The sequence below is a fragment of the Bacillus sp. HU-1818 genome, assembly GCF_022695965.1.
GTDB lineage: Bacteria > Bacillota > Bacilli > Bacillales > Bacillaceae > Bacillus > Bacillus atrophaeus.
In genome coordinates, this window is the sequence record NZ_JAAPBE010000003.1 from 72244 (window position 1) to 93584 (window position 21341).

At 42.7% G+C, this 21341-nt stretch carries 19 protein-coding genes and 1 other annotated feature; of the genes, 11 read left to right on the forward strand and 8 right to left on the reverse strand.

Annotated features, from left to right (window positions below):
* Positions 1 to 144 precede the first annotated feature (144 nt).
* From GXP75_RS10855 to motS, 4 genes are all read left to right on the forward strand, one after another.
* The gene (locus GXP75_RS10855) at positions 145 to 1221 is read left to right on the forward strand and encodes a bifunctional 3-deoxy-7-phosphoheptulonate synthase/chorismate mutase (protein WP_010789523.1); all 1077 of its coding nucleotides are present in this window, start codon (positions 145 to 147) and stop codon (positions 1219 to 1221) included.
* Positions 1222 to 1522: 301 nt separating this feature from the next.
* Positions 1523 to 2527 (forward strand): catabolite control protein A, encoded by a 1005-nt coding sequence (gene ccpA, locus GXP75_RS10860; RefSeq protein WP_061572544.1) that lies wholly within the window; start codon positions 1523 to 1525, stop codon positions 2525 to 2527.
* A gap of 76 nt (positions 2528 to 2603) precedes the next feature.
* Positions 2604 to 3425 carry a flagellar motor protein MotP gene (gene motP / locus GXP75_RS10865; RefSeq protein ID WP_242556802.1) on the forward strand — a complete coding sequence of 274 codons (822 nt, stop codon included), beginning with the start codon at positions 2604 to 2606 and terminating at the stop codon, positions 3423 to 3425.
* A complete protein-coding gene (gene motS, locus GXP75_RS10870; protein WP_242556803.1) occupies positions 3415 to 4134 on the forward strand; it encodes a flagellar motor protein MotS in 720 nt (239 codons plus the stop codon). The genes motP and motS overlap by 11 nt, the downstream gene beginning before the upstream one ends.
* An 11-nt stretch (positions 4135 to 4145) precedes the next feature.
* Here the strand turns inward: motS and GXP75_RS10875 are convergent, their stop codons facing one another.
* Genes GXP75_RS10875 through GXP75_RS10885 form a run of 3 tightly spaced genes read right to left on the reverse strand, consistent with a single transcriptional unit; the run spans position 4146 to position 6614 of the window.
* The gene (locus tag GXP75_RS10875; RefSeq protein ID WP_242556804.1) at positions 4146 to 5315 is read right to left on the reverse strand and encodes an acetoin utilization protein AcuC; all 1170 of its coding nucleotides are present in this window, start codon (positions 5313 to 5315) and stop codon (positions 4146 to 4148) included.
* Entirely contained in the window at positions 5312 to 5956 is a 645-nt protein-coding gene (locus GXP75_RS10880) for an acetoin utilization AcuB family protein (protein ID WP_061572548.1), read from the reverse strand. The genes GXP75_RS10875 and GXP75_RS10880 overlap by 4 nt, the downstream gene beginning before the upstream one ends.
* A gap of 25 nt (positions 5957 to 5981) precedes the next feature.
* A complete protein-coding gene (locus tag GXP75_RS10885; RefSeq protein ID WP_242556805.1) occupies positions 5982 to 6614 on the reverse strand; it encodes a GNAT family N-acetyltransferase in 633 nt (210 codons plus the stop codon).
* 161 nt (positions 6615 to 6775) lie between these two features.
* On the opposite strand from GXP75_RS10885, the gene acsA reads away from it, so the two are divergent.
* From acsA to sr7p, 3 genes are all read left to right on the forward strand, one after another.
* Positions 6776 to 8494 carry an acetate--CoA ligase gene (acsA, locus tag GXP75_RS10890; RefSeq protein ID WP_242556806.1) on the forward strand — a complete coding sequence of 573 codons (1719 nt, stop codon included), beginning with the start codon at positions 6776 to 6778 and terminating at the stop codon, positions 8492 to 8494.
* Positions 8495 to 8544: 50 nt separating this feature from the next.
* Positions 8545 to 8783: a binding site (T-box leader), on the forward strand.
* Positions 8784 to 8832: 49 nt separating this feature from the next.
* On the forward strand, positions 8833 to 10101 hold the full coding sequence (gene tyrS / locus GXP75_RS10895; protein ID WP_242556807.1) for a tyrosine--tRNA ligase: 1269 nt from the start codon (positions 8833 to 8835) through the stop codon (positions 10099 to 10101).
* A gap of 131 nt (positions 10102 to 10232) precedes the next feature.
* A complete protein-coding gene (gene sr7p, locus GXP75_RS21415) occupies positions 10233 to 10361 on the forward strand; it encodes a small protein SR7P (RefSeq protein ID WP_262982918.1) in 129 nt (42 codons plus the stop codon).
* Positions 10362 to 10437: 76 nt separating this feature from the next.
* Here sr7p and GXP75_RS10900 read toward each other — a convergent pair whose 3' ends face one another.
* Positions 10438 to 11319 carry a LysR family transcriptional regulator gene (locus GXP75_RS10900; protein WP_214913944.1) on the reverse strand — a complete coding sequence of 294 codons (882 nt, stop codon included), beginning with the start codon at positions 11317 to 11319 and terminating at the stop codon, positions 10438 to 10440.
* Positions 11320 to 11453: 134 nt separating this feature from the next.
* Between GXP75_RS10900 and GXP75_RS10905 the strand changes: the two genes are divergently transcribed.
* Positions 11454 to 12422: a DMT family transporter gene (locus tag GXP75_RS10905; protein WP_242556808.1), complete on the forward strand. Its 969-nt coding sequence runs from the start codon at positions 11454 to 11456 to the stop codon at positions 12420 to 12422.
* A 346-nt stretch (positions 12423 to 12768) separates the two neighbouring features.
* Here the strand turns inward: GXP75_RS10905 and GXP75_RS10910 are convergent, their stop codons facing one another.
* Together GXP75_RS10910 and rpsD are read right to left on the reverse strand one after the other, a co-directional pair.
* A complete protein-coding gene (locus GXP75_RS10910; RefSeq protein WP_214913940.1) occupies positions 12769 to 13347 on the reverse strand; it encodes a DUF421 domain-containing protein in 579 nt (192 codons plus the stop codon).
* A gap of 1358 nt (positions 13348 to 14705) precedes the next feature.
* The gene (gene rpsD, locus GXP75_RS10915) at positions 14706 to 15308 is read right to left on the reverse strand and encodes a 30S ribosomal protein S4 (RefSeq protein ID WP_003325061.1); all 603 of its coding nucleotides are present in this window, start codon (positions 15306 to 15308) and stop codon (positions 14706 to 14708) included.
* Positions 15309 to 15615: 307 nt separating this feature from the next.
* On the opposite strand from rpsD, the gene GXP75_RS10920 reads away from it, so the two are divergent.
* Positions 15616 to 17361: a sensor domain-containing diguanylate cyclase gene (locus GXP75_RS10920; RefSeq protein WP_242556809.1), complete on the forward strand. Its 1746-nt coding sequence runs from the start codon at positions 15616 to 15618 to the stop codon at positions 17359 to 17361.
* A 35-nt stretch (positions 17362 to 17396) separates the two neighbouring features.
* Here GXP75_RS10920 and GXP75_RS10925 read toward each other — a convergent pair whose 3' ends face one another.
* Positions 17397 to 17879, reverse strand: a complete 483-nt coding sequence (locus GXP75_RS10925; protein ID WP_061572553.1) for a GAF domain-containing protein — start codon at positions 17877 to 17879, stop codon at positions 17397 to 17399.
* A gap of 127 nt (positions 17880 to 18006) precedes the next feature.
* Between GXP75_RS10925 and refZ the strand changes: the two genes are divergently transcribed.
* On the forward strand, positions 18007 to 18630 hold the full coding sequence (gene refZ / locus GXP75_RS10930) for a forespore capture DNA-binding protein RefZ (protein WP_214913926.1): 624 nt from the start codon (positions 18007 to 18009) through the stop codon (positions 18628 to 18630).
* Here refZ and hisJ read toward each other — a convergent pair.
* Positions 18627 to 19436, reverse strand: a complete 810-nt coding sequence (hisJ, locus tag GXP75_RS10935) for a histidinol-phosphatase HisJ (protein ID WP_242556810.1) — start codon at positions 19434 to 19436, stop codon at positions 18627 to 18629. The two genes, refZ and hisJ, sit on opposite strands and share 4 nt — an antisense overlap.
* A gap of 197 nt (positions 19437 to 19633) precedes the next feature.
* Between hisJ and ezrA the strand changes: the two genes are divergently transcribed.
* Complete coding sequence (gene ezrA / locus GXP75_RS10940; protein ID WP_214913923.1) at positions 19634 to 21337, forward strand: septation ring formation regulator EzrA; 1704 nt, start codon at positions 19634 to 19636, stop codon at positions 21335 to 21337.
* The last annotated feature ends 4 nt before the right edge of the window (positions 21338 to 21341 follow it).

Consider the following 21341-nt stretch of genomic DNA (forward strand, 5'->3'; position numbering starts at 1 on the left):
CTTTATCACTTAAAAGCGTTTGGGTAATAAAGTGGAATTTCGCGATAATTTTGTCATTTGATGTTTCTATTTAGGCACAATTATAGTAATATGCATGTTAACCATGAAAATAAAAAATGAATGTGCAGGGAAAGGATGAAGAAGATGAGCAACACAGAGTTAGAGCTTCTCAGACAGCAAGCAGACGAATTGAATTTACAAATACTAAAATTAATCAACGAGCGCGGAGCTGTTGTAAAAGAGATCGGTAAAGCGAAAGAAGCGCAGGGTGTAAATAGATTTGATCCGGTCAGAGAACGTACAATGCTAAACAATATCATTGAAAATAATGACGGTCCATTTGAAAATTCTACCATTCAGCACATTTTCAAAGAAATTTTCAAAGCCGGTTTAGAGCTTCAAGAGGAAGACCACAGCAAAGCGCTGCTAGTCTCCCGTAAGAAAAAAGCTGAAGATACGATTGTCGATATTAAAGGCGAAAAAGTCGGAGACGGAGAGCAGCGCTTTATCGTTGGCCCTTGTGCCGTTGAAAGCTACGAGCAAGTAGCGGAAGTCGCAGCCGCAGCCAAAAAACAAGGCATTAAAATCTTGCGCGGAGGAGCATTCAAACCGCGTACAAGTCCTTATGATTTCCAAGGATTAGGTGTCGAAGGCCTTCAAATATTAAAACGGGTGGCAGACGAATTTGATCTTGCCGTAATCAGCGAAATCGTCACTCCGGCTCATATTGAAGAGGCGATCGATTACATTGACGTCATTCAGATCGGCGCGCGAAACATGCAGAACTTTGAATTGCTGAAAGCCGCGGGTTCTGTGAAAAAACCTGTTCTGTTAAAACGCGGACTTGCCGCAACAATTCAAGAATTCATCAATGCCGCAGAATACATCATGTCACAAGGAAACGACCAGATCATCCTTTGTGAGCGCGGAATCAGAACATACGAAACAGCAACGAGAAATACGCTTGATATTTCTGCTGTGCCTATTCTTAAACAAGAAACTCATTTACCGGTCTTTGTTGATGTCACACATTCAACCGGCCGACGTGATCTCTTGCTTCCGACAGCTAAAGCAGCGCTTGCGATCGGCGCTGACGGCGTGATGGCAGAGGTTCACCCTGATCCGTCTGTCGCGCTGTCTGACTCTGCGCAGCAAATGGCGATTCCGGAGTTTGAAAACTGGCTGAACGAGCTAAAGCCAATGGTCAAAGTAAAAGCGTAACCCAACGCGATAAATGCCGAAAAGGCCCGCTGTGAAGCGGGTCTTTTTTTATTCCAGACGGTTTGGCGTTTCTTTGTTTATTTTAATTATAAAACCCAAGTGAACGTTTTCATCCTTTGTAAAAACGTGTATAATTTCATGAGGAATAGTAATTTGATGAATAATGAAAAATAATGTACACTAATGACTTACGCTTACAATCATAAACGACAATAATTGAAGACAATACGACAATTCTTTACATAAAGTGTTTATGCTATAGATAAGGATAAGTGTATCCAGTAAAAGGAGTGGTTTTAGGATGAGCAACATTACGATATATGATGTAGCGAGAGAAGCAAATGTAAGTATGGCGACCGTTTCCAGAGTTGTGAACGGCAACCCGAATGTAAAACCTACGACTAGAAAAAAAGTCCTTGAAGCCATTGACCGCCTCGGCTACCGCCCGAACGCAGTGGCAAGAGGTCTGGCAAGCAAAAAGACAACAACAGTCGGTGTCATTATCCCTGATATCTCAAGCATTTTTTACGCGGAGCTTGCGCGGGGAATTGAAGATATCGCAACCATGTATAAATATAACATCATATTAAGCAACTCTGACCAGAACTTGGAGAAAGAGCTTCATTTATTAAATACGATGCTCGGCAAACAAGTGGACGGGATTGTATTTATGGGCGGAAATATTACGGACGAGCATGTGGAAGAGTTCAAACGCTCACCTGTGCCGATCGTTCTTGCCGCATCGGTTGAAGAGCAAGGGCAGACGCCTTCGGTCGCTATTGATTATGAACAGGCGGTATATGACGCGATAAAGCTTCTGATCGATAAAGGGCATAAGGATATTGCCTATGTTTCCGGACCGCTTGCAGAACCAATCAACCGCTCCAAAAAGCTGCAAGGCTATAAACGGGCTCTTCAAGAAGCAGATCTTCCGTTTCAAGAGCAGTTTGTCGCAGAAGGCGATTATACGTATGATTCCGGGCTTGAAGCATTAGACGGTTTAATGAGCCTTGAGAAAAAACCGACAGCCGTCCTTTCTGCAACGGACGAAATGGCGCTTGGGGTTATCCATGCCGCTCAAGACCGCGGTTTGTCAATTCCCGAAGACCTTGAGATTATCGGTTTTGACAATACAAGATTAAGCCTGATGGTCCGCCCGCAGCTTTCAACGGTCGTCCAGCCTACGTATGATATTGGCGCAGTTGCCATGAGGCTGTTAACAAAGCTGATGAATAAAGAGCAGGTGGAAGAGCATATTGTCGAATTGCCGCACCGCATTGAATTAAGACAATCAACCAAGTCATAAGAAAAAAATCAAGAAAGCAAGCTTCACTCTTTTCGGTGAAATCCTTGCTTTCTTTTCATCTGAGTGGGGAGAAGCTATGAAACGTTTTGATTATCTTACACCCGTTGGATTTGTATTAGGGAGCGTCATTATTGTCATTGGTATTATATCCGGCTCAGGCTTGAACGGTTTTCGTTCATTCCTTGACCTGACTTCTTTCTTTATCGTAACAGGCGGACTTTGCGCCGCTATTTTTGTCAGTTTTCCGCCGAAAGACTTAAAGAAAACGCCTTCTGTTTTAAAGCAGGCTTTCATTCGCAAGGAAGACAATGTCAAAGATCTGGTGAAAACGTTTGTCAGCCTATCAGATCAGGCGCGAAAACAGGGGCTTTTATCGCTTGACGAGCAAGCGCGTGTCATCAAAGACCCGTTTTTGAAAAAAGGGCTGCTATTAACCATTGACGGCTGGGACGAAGAAACGATCCGTCTTGTCATGGATTCTGAGATCGCCGCAATGGAAGAAAGGCACCGGAAGGGACGGCGGGTGCTTGAAAAGGCGGGAGAGTTTGCCCCGGCGTGGGGAATGATCGGAACACTTGTCGGGCTTGTGCTGATGCTTAAAAATTTAAATGATCCGGGAATGCTTGGTCCGAATATGGCCGTTGCGCTGCTAACAACCTTATATGGATCGCTGTTAGCAAATATGGTATTTAATCCGATTGCCGCAAAGCTTGAAGAAAAGACAGAAAGTGAAATTTTTACAAAGCAAGTGATGATTGAGGGCATCATCGGTATACAGTCCGGCAAAAATCCGCGCAATCTGGAAAGCCAGCTCGTTGTGTTCAGTTCTCGGGAAGAGTGGCGCAAGCTGCAAAACAGCCAAGTGAACTCGAAAAAGGATTCCGTGCATGAAGCTTAGAAGAGACCGTTTTAACAGAAGGAATGGGACAAGGGATAACCGAAATCAGTCATCAAGCTGGATGGTGACCTTTACGGATTTGGTTACGTTAATACTTGTGTTCTTTATTTTGCTCTTTTCGATGTCACAGATAGATGTGCAAAAATTTAAAACAGCGGTCGAATCGATTCAAAAGGAAGGAAGCGGAATTCAGCCTGACAATACGGCTATCAAAAAGTCTGATGCTGCACAAAAGCAGCAGGATAACCGGGAGGATGAACTCTTGCAGAAAGTAAATACATATATTCAAAAGCATAATCTCAGCGCCAAAATGACAGCGAAACGCGATGAACGCGGAGTTGTTCTCGTTTTGCAGGAAGCCGTGCTTTTTGATACCGGCGAAGCCGCCGTTCTGAAAGATGCAGAGACGCTTCTTCACCAAATTGCGGTGCTGCTGCAAACCATGCCAAACGAAATACAGGTGGAAGGCCATACCGACAGCCGCAATATATCCACATACCGATATCCGTCTAACTGGGAGCTATCAGCGGCAAGGGCCAGCGGTGTCATTCAGTATTTTACATCAAAAGAAAACCTTCCTTCCAAGCGCTTTATCGCTGTAGGTTATGCGGATACTATGCCCGTGAAAGATAATAAAACGGCAGATCACATGAAAGAAAACCGCCGTGTGGAAATCGTAATTAAAAAGTCAAAAACGACCTCTTCGTAAAGGTCGTTTTTTTATTGATTTGTTTTCTGCCGCTGTTCATTTCTGATGGCATGCAGCGCTTTAGACACTGTTTGGGCGTTTTTTTCTGTGATTTCAGCCCTGCGGGGGATAGGAGGATATAAATCATCCGGATCACTCCAGAAAGCGGGCAGGGGAACGGGAGACTGCTTTTGCCATTTTGCAATCCATTCTGCCGGAATGTCAGAGCCGGGGTTTATGCCCTTCATTTCAAGCCAAATTTTGCTCCATGCTCTCGGCACGACACGCCAAATATCATAACCGCCTCCTCCGACCGCGATCCATTTTCCGCCGCAATATTGGTGGGCCAAGAAATGGGCAAGCCGGGGAATCTCATCATAAATGGCGATCGTATTAGATAAGTGTGTCAGCGGGTCGTAATAATGGGCATCAGCTCCATTTTGGCTTACAATCACATCTGGTTTAAAATAGGCCGCAATTTCAGTGACTGCGGTTTGATAGGCGGCAAGAAACGAGTCATCTTCCGTAAAAGCGTCAAGCGGAATATTGAACGAGTACCCGTAGCCTTTTCCGCTGCCTTTCTCCTGTATTTGGCCCGTGCCCGGAAATAAATACCGCCCCGTTTCATGAATGGACACTGTGCAGACATCAGGGTTGTCATAAAACGTAAATTGCACACCGTCTCCGTGATGGGCATCGGTATCAATATAAAGCACCCGGGCCTGATATGTTTTTTGGATATATTGAATAGCAACAGAACTGTCATTGTAAACGCAAAAGCCGGAGGCTCTTCCGCGAAACCCATGATGAAGTCCTCCGCCTAAATTGGCGGCGTGTCTGGCTTGTCCCGTCATTACATAATCTGCGGCAGTCAACGTTCCTCCGACCAAAAGAGACGCGGCCTCATGCATCCCGGCAAAGACGGGCGTATCTTCGGTGCCGAGCCCGTAACCTTCTCCCTCTGTCACGGGAAGTTTTCCGGCGCCGGCTGATTTCACTGCCTGAATATAATCTTCAGTGTGAACTAGAGCGAGTTCCTCCTCTGTTGCAAAGCGCGGACTGACAATGTCTCCTTCTTCGAACGCATTCAATGACTGAAGTAAATCATATGTTAACAAAACACGCTGCTGGTTAAAAGGGTGTTCCTGATGAAACATGTAGGTCTGATAGGAAGGCGAATAAATAAACACACTGTCTTTCATGGCTTATTCCTTTGTTCTGCCGGCCATACGATATGATGTCCCCGTTGATGTAATTCATTCAGAAACGGCAGCGGATTCATTGTCTGAATGCGGAACACCAATACTTTTGAGCCGAGATCTTCATCAGGATAAACAAGCATGCTTAGAATTTTAATCTGAAGGTTTTGGCAGATCAGACTGACATCAGCAAGGCTTTTTGTCACATTGTTTACCTTCAATTCAATTTGCGAACCAGGCTGGTCAGCGCCCGTCAGCTTGACAAATGTCCGCAGCAGATCGGTTTTTGTGAGAATGCCGACCAGCTTCTGATTTAGCACAATCGGCAGGCAGCCAATGCCGCGCTCATAAAAAACTGCTGATATTTCTTCTACAAAGTCAAGCGGGTGAGCACAAATGACATCTCTTTTCATGAGAGATTCAAGACTTTTTTTTAGATAACGGCTTCGTTCACCTTCTTCAAAAATGCTCGGGCTGGCTTGTTTGATATCCCTGTCAGTAACCAAGCCGATCACATGCCGATCATCATTAATGACAGGAATATGCCGAATGCGGTGCTGTTTCAGTTTATGAATCGCTGTTTCAATTGTATCCGTCTTGGTCATTGTTATAACTTCCCGTTTCATGATTTGCTCTGCGATCATCTTTTTTCCCCTTTGTCTGTGTCAGTTAATACATAAAACGATGATAAAAGCGTAGTCTGTCAAATTGCTCAATCGAATCCTGGCTCACATTTTTTCCAATTCGGGCCATCAGGCAATTTGCCGGATGTGAGCTGATTTCCGGTTCGTCAGTCGCAAACCAGACCAGCCCGCCTGCATTCATCATTTTTTCCATGAGCTTGCGGTACTCCCACACATCCTTTTTCATTCCTTTTAAATCCCAGTGCCAGTAATACTCGGTAGTCATCACGATATAGTTTTCCATCTGCTCATCCATCATGCTGACTGTCAGGAGCGTCTTCCCGACAGAAGCCCCTCTGAAGGCCGGGGCAACCTCAATTGCTCCCAGCTCAAGCAAATCCTCCATTTTCCCTTCAAACCATCTTTCCAGCGGGTCAGGATACAAATACGTGACATAACCTACGACGGTCTGCCCGTCTCTGGCAATGATAATCCGCCCTTCAGGAAGCCCTGCAATGTCAATTAATGCTTCGTGCTGCTCATGATGAGGACGAAACGCGGTCAGACCTTCATGAAACTCATAACTTGCTAAAATCTCTGGCGAAATAGGCCCTTCGATGACTAAGGCGCCTGTTGCTGTTTTTATTTCTGCAGAATGGTATGTTTTATGATGTTCCACTTATTCACCGTCCCATCGGTTGTGGTTAAAAAGCACTTCTCTTTTAAGAATATCAAAAATTAAAGCGTTTTCAATATATATGATAATATATTTTAAAAATTGAGAAAAATGTGAATGTATACTATAATGGGGTTGACAACTACGCAAAGGGGGAATTTTGCATGGAATTGAAAGCGTTACCAGTTGTGAAAGGGAATTATAACCTAGAAAATTATGAAGAAGCATATCAGCATTTTGACTGGGCAGAAGCAGAGAAAAATTTCTCCTGGCATCAAACAGGGAAGCTGAACGCAGCCTATGAAACGATCGACCGTCACGCTGAATCGTTTCGAAAAAATAAAGTAGCGCTTTATTACAAAGATGCAAAACGTGAAGAAAAATACACTTTTAAAGAAATGAAGGACGAAACCAATAGAGCCGGGAATGTGCTGAAGCGGTATGGAAATGTGGAAAAAGGGGACCGCGTTTTTATTTTTATGCCGAGAACGCCTGAGCTCTATTTTATTATGCTAGGCGCTATTAAAATCGGAGCAATCGCCGGGCCTTTATTTGAAGCCTTTATGGAGGGAGCGGTAAAGGACCGTCTCGAAAACAGTGAGGCAAAGGTTGTAGTTACGACACCGGAATTGCTTGACAGAATTCCGGCTGACCGGCTCCCGCATTTACAGCATATTTTTGTGGTTGGCGCCGAAAAAGAGTACGGCGGCAAAGTGATTGATTACAATGAAGCAGTGAAAGGCGAGAGCACGAGGCTTGAAATCGAATGGATGGACAAAAAAGACGGCTATCTGCTTCACTACACCTCGGGCTCAACAGGTACGCCAAAGGGAGTGCTGCATGTTCATGGAGCCATGATTCAGCAATATCAGACAGGCAAGTGGGTGCTGGACTTACAGGAAGAAGACATTTATTGGTGCACCGCGGACCCCGGCTGGGTGACCGGCACGGTGTACGGCATTTTTGCTCCGTGGCTGAATGGGGCAACCAATGTAATTGTAGGCGGAAGATTCAGTCCTGAAAACTGGTATGAAACGATTGAAAAACTTGGTGTAAACGTATGGTACAGCGCGCCGACCGCTTTCCGTATGCTGATGGGCGCGGGGGATGAAATGGCGGGCAAATATGATCTTACCTCCCTTCGCCACGTCCTGAGCGTTGGAGAGCCGCTGAATCCTGAGGTCATCAGATGGGGGCATAAAGTCTTTGACAAACGGATTCACGACACATGGTGGATGACTGAGACAGGCGGACAATTGATATGCAATTATCCTTGTATGGACATTAAACCAGGCTCAATGGGGAAACCGTTCCCCGGAATAGAGGCAGCGATCGTGGATCATCAAGGAAATGAACTTCCGCCGTACAGAATGGGGAATCTGGCTATTAAAAAGGGCTGGCCGTCTATGATGCATACGATATGGAACAACCCGGAAAAGTACGAATCTTATTTCATGCCGGGCGGCTGGTATGTCTCTGGAGATTCTGCTTACATGGATGAAGATGGGTATTTCTGGTTCCAAGGCAGGGTGGATGACGTGATTATGACGTCAGGTGAACGTGTCGGCCCGTTTGAAGTGGAAAGTAAGCTCGTCGAACACCCGTCGATTGCAGAAGCGGGCGTCATCGGAAAGCCTGACCCGGTGCGCGGCGAAATTATCAAAGCGTTTATCTCGCTCAGAGAAGGGCATGAACCGTCTGACAAGCTGAAAGAAGACATCCGCCAATTCGTTAAGCAAGGGTTGGCGGCGCATGCGGCACCGCGTGAAATTGAGTTTAAAGATAAGCTCCCTAAAACACGGAGCGGAAAAATTATGAGACGTGTATTAAAAGCATGGGAGCTGGATCTGCCGGCTGGAGACCTGTCAACAATGGAAGACTAAGCACGTTGACATCAGATTTTATTTATGATAAAAATGATATAGCTAAATATGAAAAGGTAAAGATTGAGACAAGTAGAATATCCGATTTTGTCCCAGAGAGCTGATGGCCGGTGAAAATCAGCACAGACGGATGCTTCGAATACACTCATGAACCGCTTTTGCAAACAAAGCCTGACGGGGCTTTCAGTAGTGAAAGAACGGATCTGATCCGTTATCAGACAAAGTGATAAGAGAGAGTATGCCCTCTTCTTATTAGTAGGGTGGTACCGCGATAACAATCGTCCCTTCGTGTAAACGAAGGGGCGTTTTTATTTTGATAAAAAAGGAGCAGCATACTTATGGCAAATTTACTTGAAGACTTATCCTTCAGAGGATTGATTCAGCAAATAACTGATGAGGAAGGGCTGAATAAACAGTTAAATGAAGACAAAATCCGCTTATACTCAGGCTTTGACCCGACTGCGGACAGTCTGCATATTGGGCACCTGCTGCCGATTCTGACACTTCGCCGCTTTCAATTGGCGGGCCATCATCCGATCGCCCTTGTAGGCGGTGCGACAGGACTGATTGGAGACCCGAGCGGCAAAAAAGCCGAGCGTACATTAAACACGGCGGACATTGTTGTGGAATGGTCACAAAAAATCAAAAATCAGCTATCAAGATTTCTTGATTTTGATGCAACCGAAAACCCCGCTGTTATGGCAAACAACTTCGACTGGATCGGGAAAATGAACGTCATTGATTTCCTTCGGGATGTCGGCAAAAACTTCGGCATTAACTATATGCTGGCGAAAGATACGGTCAGCTCAAGGATAGAATCAGGCATTTCATATACAGAATTCAGCTACATGATTCTACAATCGTTTGACTTTCTGAATCTGTACAGAGACCAAGGCTGTAAACTTCAAATCGGCGGAAGCGATCAGTGGGGCAACATTACGGCAGGCCTTGAATTGATCAGAAAATCAGAAGAAGAAGGGGCAAAAGCTTTCGGTCTCACCATCCCGCTTGTGACAAAAGCGGACGGCACCAAGTTCGGAAAAACTGAAGGCGGCGCTATCTGGCTTGATAAAGAAAAAACGTCGCCGTATGAATTTTACCAATTCTGGATTAACACAGATGACCGTGATGTTGTAAAATACTTAAAATACTTCACGTTCTTATCAAAAGAAGAAATAGAAGCATACTCTGAAAAAACGGAAACAGCGCCTGAGAAGCGGGAAGCGCAAAAGCGCCTTGCAGAAGAAGTAACGGAGCTGGTGCACGGACGTGAAGCCTTAGAGCAAGCGATTAACATTTCGGAGGCATTGTTCAGCGGCAACATTAAAGAGCTTTCTGCTCAAGACGTAAAGGTAGGCTTTAAAGATGTGCCTTCGCTTGAATCGGAACGCAGCCAAGAGCTGACTTTAGTGGATGTACTGGTGGAATCTAAATTGTCTCCATCTAAACGCCAGGCGCGTGAAGACATTAAAAACGGCGCAGTCTATATTAATGGCGAACGCCAAACAGAAATCGGACACATTCTGTCTGCGGAAGACCGTATTGAAGACCAATTTACCGTCTTGCGCCGAGGGAAGAAAAAATACTTCCTGATCACATATAAATAAGAAAAAAAATCCTTTGCCTTAAACGGCAAAGGATATTTTTTGTTTAGCGCATAGATATTAAGGAAAAGAGTATATTAGATAGGGCAAACACGACAGATCATCACCTTTTAAAGCAGGAAGGAGAGCTCACTGTGAATCTCATGTGTACGATCGCGAAAGAAAGATTGCAGCGGGATTATTGGGAGCAGCAGGAACAAAACCGTGTTGTCCAGTGTGACTCAGAGGATGAATCAGACGATAAAAAAACCCCGACCGCATAGCGGTTGGGGTTTTTCCTTTTTATGCTGCCGGCGAATAAGGACCGAAATTGAAAATAAAAAAACCTTATTATGCCATTTATTTGTCTTGTCCAAAGTTACAGCGATTCACTTCATAAGCTGCAATTGTTTGTAAGAAGCTTTGCAGTGAATTTGTTATATAAGTATCTTTACGATGAATAAAGACAGTTGAAATGATACTGTGTTTTTCTGGAATTTTGTGCAAATATACTTTTTCATCCACTGCAAGGTGGTTTACCACTGATCGCGGTACAAGTGTAATACCCAGGCCAAGTGCTACACTGCTTAAGATCGTTTCTAATACACTGAATTCCATAATCCTTTTAGGCATAATTTCTTCTTCTTTTAACCACTGTTCTAGTTTAGAGCGATACCCGCAGCCCTGGCTAAATACTAAAAAGGGTTCAATCGAAAATTCCTCCAAATTGAATGTTTTATTTCTTGTAACTAAAACAAGTTCTTCGAAACACACATCATATTGCTGAATCTGCGGATGCTTAATCGGCCCTGTAACAAAAGCGCCGTCTAACCGAAATTCAATGACATCTTTAACTAAATCTTCCGTTAAACCGGCCTGTATAGATAAATCAACATTTGAAAACTGTTTATGATAGGAGGCTAAAATCTTTGGAAGGCTGCTGACAGTTTCAACTGTGCCAATGTTTAATATACCTGTAGGTGTTTCACTATCTAGAAATACTCGCTTAAGCTCTTGCAAATCAAGCAAAATTTTACTTGCGTATTCTAGCATTTTGCGGCCTTCCGAGGTTAATGACATCCCGCGTTTATGTCTATTGAATAATGGCGTCCGTAATTCTTGCTCTAACTGCTTAATCCTTGCTGTTACATTAGATTGGACGTAATTTAATTCAACAGCAGCTTTACTAATGCTTCCCTTTTTAGCAACGCACTGAAAAATTTGTAAATCACGGAGTTCCATAAAATAGGCTCCTTTCTTAGATATCATTATAAATGATCGTAATGTTCATTATAGGTTATTTTACATGATATTAACTTCATTATAAGATATGGATTGGAATTTAATCCACTTATTTTTTGAAGGGAAAGAATGTAATGAAAAAAAATCGGGTTTTAATCGGAGCACTTTTATGTTTAACAGCTAGTATGTCTTGGGGAGCAATGTTTCCGGTTGCAGAAAGGGCTCTAAAGTATATTAATCCTTTTTATTTCTCTTTACTGCGATATGTAGCAGTTAGTATCATTTTAGGTGCATTGCTTTTATTTAAAGAGGGGAAGAAATCGTTTTGTTTTGAAGGAAAAGGGAAGGGCCTGTTGTTTTTTGGAACAATGGCGTTTACAGTATATAATATTCTAATTTTTTTAGGTCAAGATTTAATGGGGCATAGTGGGGTAATTGCTGCTTCTATTATGGAATCTATAATGCCGATGATTTCCATTGTTATTATGTGGGTTTTGAAAAATGTTAAACCAATGAAACACACCCTCATAAGTATTTTTATTGCTTTATCAGGGGCAATTCTTGTCATAACGAATGGTAATTTATCATTCATTTTTACGTTGAAAGAAAGTTTTATGCCTATCCTTTTCATGTTTATAGGAGTTGTAGGCTGGGTTGTTTATTCTATGGGCGGTAGCCATTTTAATGAATGGTCAATACTTCGCTATTCGACTTTAACATGTATTCTAGGAACATTCATATCAGGTATCGTAACATTCTTTGCCACTGTATCAGGTTTCCTGTCTGTGCCCACGGCAGAAGTCATTGGACACATTTATCCTGAAATGGCTTTCATGATTATTTTCCCTGGCGCCATTGCCCTTTTATGCTGGAATTTAGGTATTAAACTGTTAACGCCGATTAATGGCATTTTATTTATTAACTTCGTTCCAATCACTACATTAGCGATTGTTGTCTTACAAGGAGGAACTATTACACCATTCGAATTGCTGGGAACATTTTTAGTAATATACGGTTTAATTCAAAATAATTATTATCAAAGAAAAAATCTTTCTCCCAAAATGGGAAATTTGAATTCGAGAAAGCTTAATAGGGGGTATTAGAATGGACCTCTCATCTCTTATAATCATTCTTGGAATAGCAGTAATATGGGAATTGGCAACGATTAATAAGAATGTGCATAAAATTCATAGACAGAATGAAAAACTACTGAAGCTGTTTTATGAAGAAAGTAAAAGGAACCAGTAAGAATATGGCCTTTTTGTGAATTTGAAGAGAGGAATTTGACGGTTAGAGAAGGCATAAAAAGGGGGAAGCATTCATGAATAAAAAATGGATCTTTCTTTTTCACATATAAAACGTCTGCGTGATTCAATTGTAAATGAAAAAGAATTAAAATACGTTATTTAACCTGATTTTAGACGCTCTTATCCAGAGCGTCTAAAAAAATTAATGCAGCTTTTTAGGGTTCTGTTGAGTCTGTTCCCTGTTTATTTCCTCAAATATATTGTTTTGATTATTCTGTTGGTTGATCGGATTAAAGTTCGAAGGATTAAATAATTTCTTAAAATCGCCAACAGTTAAAGGCTTTGCATCATCTTTTAGTTCATATCCTAATTGTCCGTTGGCTTCTAAAGTAGCATTCTTTACATTGTTAATATTTGAAATGCCATGAAGTCTTAAACGCATTTCAAGTTGATCAACTGTTAGTCTCATTTTTCTTAAATTATCTATGTTGAGTTGTCCATCTTCTATAACCAATTTTGCTTTTCCGGTTAAAAATTTTTCTACCCAGTTTGCTTTTACTTGAAACCACTCCATCAAAACTAAAGCTACAGTAAAAATAATAGCGGCGATCAGAGTTTTCCATAAACTTGTTTCTACTATCGGCTGAACGATAAGGGTACCGATTGAGATCATTACTACTGTTTGAGCCAATGTCATTTGTGCAATTGATTTTCTTCCTGAAATCCTGAGAAGAATGATGCCAGACACAATTAAAATTAATGCTTCCCAAGCAAAATTCATTTCATCACCTAGTTTTCATTTTTTTTGTAGTTTTCTTAAGTACAAAAGATATTATTCATAAAAGAATAAATGGCACAAATGACACGAACTGAACGTTTTTTTGGATTTAATAATTATAGTATAAACTTGAAGAAACGACGGGGAGGCAAAATATTCCGTGTCGCCATAAAAAAATATAGTGTGATCCAGAGCTCTATGCCCTTTTTGGTAGGGGGCTTTCGTTCGACAAATTCTTCAAATTATTCCTTTGTTTCTTCCTTTCACCGGTAATAAAATGGGGGGTGATGACAAGGGTTATAGGTATGATATGAGAACTATAGTTCACAGCAGCAAGCAATTGTACGTCAAAGAGATAAGGCAGAAAAACATCGTCGTGAAGAAGCTGAGCGACAAAAAGTGAAATGCGAGAGAAATCCATGAAATGGTGATTATGAAGGTGTCTATTTCACCAAAAACGGAGAATATTTATTAGTATGAAGAGTCTCTTGGACTGCTCTTGTAAATGTTCCTTGTAATTTGAAGAATATTGACATCAAGGAATGGTTGTGTAAAACAGGGAGACTATCTTGATAAGGCTAAGAAATTTGAGATAGTTACAATTCTTTCTCATGACGTAGAAGATCAAAAGATTATTACAGAATGGGAGTCGCTTCGCAGAGAGGATTTGCCCGAACAATTTGATTCATAAGAACCAATGAGTAGCGCTTTCCAATGGAGGGCGCTTTTTATATTCTCTGCAAACTGCTTCCGGTAAATCTCTTGATAGACTATTGAAGGTTAACGGGTTTGAGTGCGGGGGCAGTTTAGAAAGAATATGAAGGGAGGGAATACAGTGGCGAGGCGTATTATAGGATTTGACCTAGTTGATCCAATGACTGCATTTAATGTTATGTAAAGGTACTGGCCCATTAACTTAAGGCGTTGGCGGGGCTCTTTCTATCCAGATAAAGGTGCAATGACTTCAGCATTGACGGCTATTAAGGAGTGAAGACAGCAAATACGGTCAAATGATTCCAGTCTATGCACGGGCTGACATCTGACGGCGTTTATGAAAACAAAACAATACTTAAAGCTTTTTAAATATCTAACTGTTACCAATTCAATCCGCCAGAACCTCAGTAAGTAGCAGTTCCTTTAGCTGTGAATTGAGTTGTACGCTTTTATAAGTAAGGATTTCAGTTTGTTTTGCTTATTCAATCCCATAATCAGTTAATTTTTTGACTTCTTTAGATATGTCTCTTTCATCAATTACAAGGCTCATAAAAACTGCATTATTCTACACCGAAATACAATAGAAAAAACCCCTAGAAACAAAGTTTCTAGGGGTTAAGTCAATGCTCTTTAAAGAAACATTACGATTAACGAGAGTAGAACTCAACGATAAGCGCTTCGTTAATTTCTGGAGCAAGTTCAGAACGCTCAGGAAGGCGAGTTAATGAACCTTCAAGTTTTTCAGCGTCGAATGTAAGGTATTCAGGAACGAAGTTGTTCACTTCTACAGATTCTTTCACGATAGAAAGATTTCTTGATTTTTCGCGAACACCGATTGTTTGACCAGGTTTTACTTGATAAGACGGGATATCTACGCGGCTTCCGTCAACAAGAATGTGACCGTGGTTAACCAATTGGCGAGCTTGACGGCGAGTACGTGCTAAACCTAGCTTGTACACAAGGTTGTCAAGACGAGCGTCCAAAAGAATCATGAAGTTTTCACCGTGTTTACCTGTAAGTTTAGCAGCTTTGTCAAACAATGTGCGGAATTGGCGTTCGTTTACACCGTACATGTGACGAAGTTTTTGCTTTTCTTGCAGTTGCAAACCGTATTCTGATAATTTTTTACGTTGTCCTGGACCGTGTGGACCTGGAGCGTAAGGGCGTTTTTCTAATTCTTTTCCTGTTCCGCTTAGAGAGATTCCTAAACGACGGGACAGTTTCCAAGATGGACCTGTATAGCGAGCCATAATGTGACTCCTCCTTTGGTTTTATTTTGTGGAAAATAAAAACCGTCTGCTCTATTCGACTATGTCATTATGTTTTCATGTATCCTCGCTCCAGCAGCAGAGAGTTACACGATACACCTTAAAGCTTAAGGAACAAAATGAAACACAGAAGCTGAACAAAAAGGCTGCAATATTTCACACAAAGAGCATTATATAAGTTTTTCGCTTTGAAGTCAACCATTACCCCATCATCGTCTGCAAAGCTATTCAGCAAACGGTTATGCTATAATAAACAAAAATTAGAAGTTTACTTTTTAGGTGATAAAAATTGATAAACCAAACAAAACATATATTGCCGATTTTTCATCAGCGCATGCTGCATTTTTTATTAACTACGCCAAAATCCGTGAATTTCGCCGACTCGCTGCTTTGGCTGACCTCAGCTCTTGAATCCTGCTTTTCATCTCTATTATTAACCCTTTCACCGGCAGAATCTGCTCAAAAGAAATACAAGACCGAGGAAGAAGCTTGTTTTGCTGCAACGAAAATCAGCGGCTCTTTTTATGTAATCTCAGACCATTCAACAGGCAGCCGACTGAACTTAACCTGTAAACAGGGAGAAGAGATTCCAGCCGAACTGCCTGACTTGATCTCCTTGTTTTTGAATCAGTCCATTAAGCAGGAAAAGCTGTATGAAGCGGCGGTGCATCAGAAACAAATATACAAGCTGACAGAGCTGTTTCACTCGCTCTTAGATCAAAAGAAAGTGCTGAAGAAGCTGCTGGAAAGCTTAAACGGCGCTTATCCGTCCTTTCATTTTTCGTTGTTTATTTCTCAAGATCGGGATACATGCCGGGATTTGCCCGCAAAAGAGTTGCTGATGGAAGGAGAAGATGCCGATTCCTTTGCGCTTCATGTGTATTTATCCGGGGAGATACTGAGAAAAAACGAATCAGCCGTTTATGTACCGATAAAGGGTCAGCAGGGAACATACGGGGTGCTGATGGCTGAGGAAAAACCAGGGGTGCCGCTTTCCGCAGGCGATTTGGATGAAATGTCACTGATCGCAAATGCGGCGGGAAGAGCATTTGAAAACGCCCAGCTCTATGAACAGTCCAAAACAAGCATTGCCAATCTGGAATTGATTAATGAAACATCCCGTCAGCTCAATCAGCGGCTGAGGCTGACAGACACAATGAAAGACCTGACGGCAAGAATCATAGAGTCGTTTCATGCTGAAGAAGTCGGTTTTTTTCATATTGATCACTTTGAACAACAAACACTGCTGCCGGGAGGCACCCCTTTTTTTGAAACAGGCTCTTCTGACGTGTATATCCGTTCGGTGAAAGAAAAGCTTTTCGATGGAGAAAAAGGGGTGTTCATCGGAAACGGGCGTACTTTTTTCGGAGAGAAGGGTTATGGCTCCCTTATGGCCGTGCCGATGATGGAGAATGATCGGATATTAGGCTTTGCCATCGTACTGAAAAAAGACCTGTATGCCTTCACCTTTGAAGTATACAAGCTGTTTGAGGCATTGATCCATCACTCTACACTGGCTGTTACCAATTCCATGCTTCGTGATCGTCTGGAACATCTCGTCAAGACTGATCAGCTGACAGAATTATATTCAAGAACCTATTTAGATGAAAAAGTTCAATACAGCATGAAAACCCATCAAAAAGGCGTGTTCATTCTGATTGATATTGATAATTTTAAAAATGTGAATGACACATACGGACATCAGACGGGGGACGAGATCTTAATTCAGGTGGCGGCCGTCATCAAAAGCAACATACGCAAACATGATATCGGGGCCCGCTGGGGAGGCGAGGAGCTGGCGATTTACCTGCCGATGCTGAATGTGGCAGCGGGAAAACGAATCGCCCAGAGGCTCGTTCGTGCAGTCAGAGAAAGCACAAAGCCCGAAGTGACGATTTCGTGTGGAATTTCCTGCTGGACGGCGGAAGCGAGAAAATCGTTAAAAGAATTGGTGCAGCAAGCCGATGAAGCGCTCTACACCGCCAAAAGAAGCGGAAAAAACCGTTTAATCATCCACGAAACAAGTTCTCAATAGAAAAGGAGCCGGCACACAGACCGGCTCCTTGTTTTCTATGCTAATGCTTTTTCAAGCTTTTCAACAAATAAGGCAAGGAACGTTTCATCAACTTCGTCAAATCTGTTTTTGACGGGACTGTCAATGTCCAAAACGCCGATCACCTTCCCGTTTACATGAATCGGCAGCACGATTTCAGACTGGGACGCCGCATCGCAGGCGATATGCCCGGGAAAAGCGTGAACGTCGCTCACCCGCTTGACAGCTCCGTTTGAATAGGCTGTGCCGCACACCCCTTTTCCGAAAGGAATCCGGACACAGGCAGGAAGCCCTTGGAACGGCCCGAGCACGAGCTCTCCTTCTTTGGCGAAATAAAATCCCGCCCAGTTGACCTCGTCTAATGAATGGTAAAGAAGCGCGGATGCATTTGCGTAATTCGCAATGGCATCGGTTTCGTCTTCTGTTATCGCTTCAAGCTGTTTTAGCAGAAGCTGGTAGTCTTTTTCTTTATCTCCAGATTGTTTTTCGACATGAAACATGGAAAACCCTCACTTTTTCTATAATATAAAACAAAGTTCTTGCCGTGATGCCGGCATTTGTCGATAAGTTCTTACAGGAACGGCGGCCTTCTGCTTGAATTGTTATAACTAAGAAGGGGTGAGCCGTATGAAATTAAGCACCAAAGACAAAATTATTGAAGCTGCCGTCATGCTGTTTAACCAGAAAGGATTTACCGGTACGTCTGTCCGTGAAATCGCAAAGTCAGCTGATGTTAATGTTGCGCACATCTCCTACTATTTTAAAGGCAAAGGCGGTCTGATGGAACATTTAGTTTCCGAGTTTTACGAAGGCTACAGCAAGACGCTTGAAAATGCCTGCAGCCGCACCGAATTCCAAAGCACACAGGAAAGCCTCCTGCAATTGGTTTTCGATATTTTATCCTATCAGCACGATAACCGTCAATTAACCCGGTTTGTTTATCGGGAGGTGACGATTGATTCCACGCTGATTCGTGAAATCATGTCCACTTATTTGATGAAAGAAAAGTATATCTTACAGCTGATCATTGAAGAAGGGGCGAAAAACAAGGAATATTTGAATCTGCCTGTGCCGCATTTTATCCTTCAATTAAAATCTCTCTTGATGATGCCTTATCTCCAGCCCCAATATATTACTGAAGTGCTTTACATGCAGCCGCACGAGCCGTATTTTTATAAAATGTATTTTGAAGAAGTAAAAGTATGGATCAAGAGCGTCTTCAGCACCGGAGATGTGGCGCTTACGAATTAGCGGACGGCGTTCCGGTAAGACTCATATGAATATCCGATATCCTGCGCTTGATGGGCATCAGACCCGTAAACGAGCGGGATTTTTTTTTGTTTCGCAGCCCCGATCATCCACTCCTCCAGATAAATCTCACCGGCGTACGCCTTTCTGAGACCTGCCGTATTAAAATCGAGTTCCATCCCGTTTGCCTTAATGGCGTCCAGGCAGCGTGAAACAAGTTCCCGCACGGTTGCCGATATCTCATACGGAAACAGCTTGGCGAATTTTTTGACAAGGGTGAGATGACCGATTCGTCTTGGCTTAAAGGGGCCGATTGATGCTACAATGGAAGAATAGATTTCGTTATAGTACTGCTCATATACATTCTCAACGCTCCCATATACCGCGATCAGCTCTTTAAATGTATGCTCATCGTAATCAAGGCAGAGAAAGGACGAGCCGGCGGGCAAAAAATGGACAGATAATATGCTGTCATCAAGAGAGGGCCCGTATGTATCCAGAAATGATTTGATTTCATGCTCATAGCCGGATATATAATCGACTTCAAGCCCTGTCAGTATGTCAATGTGGCCGCTGTATTCCTTTTTGAGTCCTGACAATTCGTTTAAGTAGCGTTCTAATGAAGCGTGCGTCATCGCGCTGTCTTGGAGCGGCGTAGGGTCAGTGAATGAGGGGGGCAAAGGGGCGTGCTCGGTAAAAGTGATGGATTGAAACCCCTTTTTTATCGCTTCTTCGATGTAGAGTGTAAACGCGTCTTTTGATCCGTGAGGGCAAAATGGCGTATGAATATGTCCGTCTCTTTTTAACATTGCTGCTCACCCCGTTAAAAAATAGTCAAATCCTGCCGATTTTATGCAAAAAGTTTTTGATTTCTGGTCAAAAAATGTTGGTTACATGGTATCATAATAACAATGAAAACGACAGTTTTTCTCAATACATATACTGAAATCTTTCTGAATAATAAAACACCCTGACAGATTAAGGATATACAACAAGGGGGCTCATTATGGAGTTAGTCATTGGATTATTAATCATATTGCTCGTGCTGTTTGCAGCGGGCTACTTTTTCAGGAAAAAAATATACACTGAAATTGACCGTTTGGAATCATGGAAAATTGAAATTTTAAACCGTTCGATTGTGGAAGAAATGTCCAAAATCAAACATTTGAAAATGACGGGGCAGACAGAAGAGTTCTTTGAAAAATGGCGCGAAGAATGGGATGAAATCGTCACAGCCCATATGCCCAAAGTCGAAGAGCTCCTTTATGATGCCGAGGAATTAGCTGATAAATACCGCTTCAAAAGAGCGAATCAGGTTCTCGTTCATATTGATGACTTGCTGACAGCGGCAGAGTCAAATATCGAGGCGATTTTGCGGGAAATCAGCGATCTTGTCACAAGCGAAGAAAAAAGCCGCCAGGAGATCGAAGAGGTCAGGGAGCGCTATTCCAAATCCCGCAAAAACCTGCTTGCATACAGCCATCTATACGGGGAGCTTTATGACAGTCTTGAAAAGGATCTTGATGAGATCTGGAGCGGCATCAAACAGTTTGAAGAAGAGACTGAAGGCGGGAACTATATCGCTGCCAGAAAAGTGCTTCTTGAACAGGATCGCAGCCTGGATCAGCTTCAATCATACATAGATGATGTTCCTAAGCTGTTAGCTGACTGTAAGCAGACCATTCCGAACCAAATCACAAAGCTGAGAGACGGCTATCACGAAATGACGGAAAAGGGCTATAAGCTTGAGCACATTCAAATCGAAAAAGAATTAGAAAATCTGTCGAACCAGTTAAAACGGGCGGAGAGCTCTTTATTGAAGGAACTGGATATCGACGATGCATCTGCGGTGCTTCAGCTGATTGATGACGCGATTCAATCCCTGTATGAGCAGCTTGAGGGCGAAGTGGAAGCCGGCCAGTCCGTATTAAGCAAAATGCCGGAACTGGTCATTGCATACGATAAGCTCGAAGAAGAAAAAGAGCGGACAAAGGCAGAAACGGAGCTTGTCAAGGAAAGCTACAGGCTGACAGCAGGTGAGATTGGGAAACAGCAAGCCTTTGAGAAACGAATTGAAGACATCGGCAAGCTGCTTGATCAGGTGAAAGACAAGCTTGACGGAGAGCAAGTCGCGTATTCCCTTTTGATAGAAGAGGTTGCTCACATTGAGAAGCAAATCGATGAGGTCAAAAAAGAGCATGATGAATACCGCGAGAAACTGCAGGCATTAAGAAAAGAAGAATTGCAGGCGAGAGAGACGCTTGACGGTTTGAAAAAAAACATTTCTGAAACATCGAGATTGCTTAAAACAAGCAACATACCCGGAATACCGGAACATATAAAAGAGATGCTGGAAAAAGCGCACCACCATATTCAAGAAACCGGGAACCAATTAAATGAGATTCCGCTGAATATGGAAGAAGCAACCAGGCATCTGGAGCAGGCGGAAGAAATCGTCAGCCAAGTCAGCCTTGAATCAGAAGGGCTGGTAGAACAGGTGAATCTGATTGAAAAAATCATCCAGTTCGGCAATCGCTTCAGAAGCCAGAACCATATATTATCTGAGCAGTTAAAAGAGGCAGAGAGACGATTCTATGCTTACGATTATAAAGAAGCATATGAAATTGCGGCGGCCGCTGTTGAAAAAACCGTTCCGGGCGCAGTGAAGAAGATAGAATCGGAGCAATCTGCGTTACATGTTCATCAATAAAAAA

What these genes read in the sequence shown, in the direction of transcription:
- motP (WP_242556802.1), top strand. Translation starts at nt 2,604, where the DNA reads ATGAAACGTTTTGATTATCTTACACCCGTTGGATTTGTATTAGGGAGC.
- GXP75_RS10875 (WP_242556804.1), bottom strand. Translation starts at nt 5,315, where the DNA reads ATGAAAGACAGTGTGTTTATTTATTCGCCTTCCTATCAGACCTACATG.
- GXP75_RS10880 (WP_061572548.1), bottom strand. Translation starts at nt 5,956, where the DNA reads ATGATCGCAGAGCAAATCATGAAACGGGAAGTTATAACAATGACCAAG.
- acsA (WP_242556806.1), top strand. Translation starts at nt 6,776, where the DNA reads ATGGAATTGAAAGCGTTACCAGTTGTGAAAGGGAATTATAACCTAGAA.
- ccpA (WP_061572544.1), top strand. Translation starts at nt 1,523, where the DNA reads ATGAGCAACATTACGATATATGATGTAGCGAGAGAAGCAAATGTAAGT.
- motS (WP_242556803.1), top strand. Translation starts at nt 3,415, where the DNA reads ATGAAGCTTAGAAGAGACCGTTTTAACAGAAGGAATGGGACAAGGGAT.
- GXP75_RS10855 (WP_010789523.1), top strand. Translation starts at nt 145, where the DNA reads ATGAGCAACACAGAGTTAGAGCTTCTCAGACAGCAAGCAGACGAATTG.
- GXP75_RS10905 (WP_242556808.1), top strand. Translation starts at nt 11,454, where the DNA reads ATGAAAAAAAATCGGGTTTTAATCGGAGCACTTTTATGTTTAACAGCT.
- ezrA (WP_214913923.1), top strand. Translation starts at nt 19,634, where the DNA reads ATGGAGTTAGTCATTGGATTATTAATCATATTGCTCGTGCTGTTTGCA.
- tyrS (WP_242556807.1), top strand. Translation starts at nt 8,833, where the DNA reads ATGGCAAATTTACTTGAAGACTTATCCTTCAGAGGATTGATTCAGCAA.
- rpsD (WP_003325061.1), bottom strand. Translation starts at nt 15,308, where the DNA reads ATGGCTCGCTATACAGGTCCATCTTGGAAACTGTCCCGTCGTTTAGGA.
- GXP75_RS10910 (WP_214913940.1), bottom strand. Translation starts at nt 13,347, where the DNA reads ATGAATTTTGCTTGGGAAGCATTAATTTTAATTGTGTCTGGCATCATT.
- refZ (WP_214913926.1), top strand. Translation starts at nt 18,007, where the DNA reads ATGAAATTAAGCACCAAAGACAAAATTATTGAAGCTGCCGTCATGCTG.
- GXP75_RS10925 (WP_061572553.1), bottom strand. Translation starts at nt 17,879, where the DNA reads ATGTTTCATGTCGAAAAACAATCTGGAGATAAAGAAAAAGACTACCAG.
- GXP75_RS10900 (WP_214913944.1), bottom strand. Translation starts at nt 11,319, where the DNA reads ATGGAACTCCGTGATTTACAAATTTTTCAGTGCGTTGCTAAAAAGGGA.
- hisJ (WP_242556810.1), bottom strand. Translation starts at nt 19,436, where the DNA reads ATGTTAAAAAGAGACGGACATATTCATACGCCATTTTGCCCTCACGGA.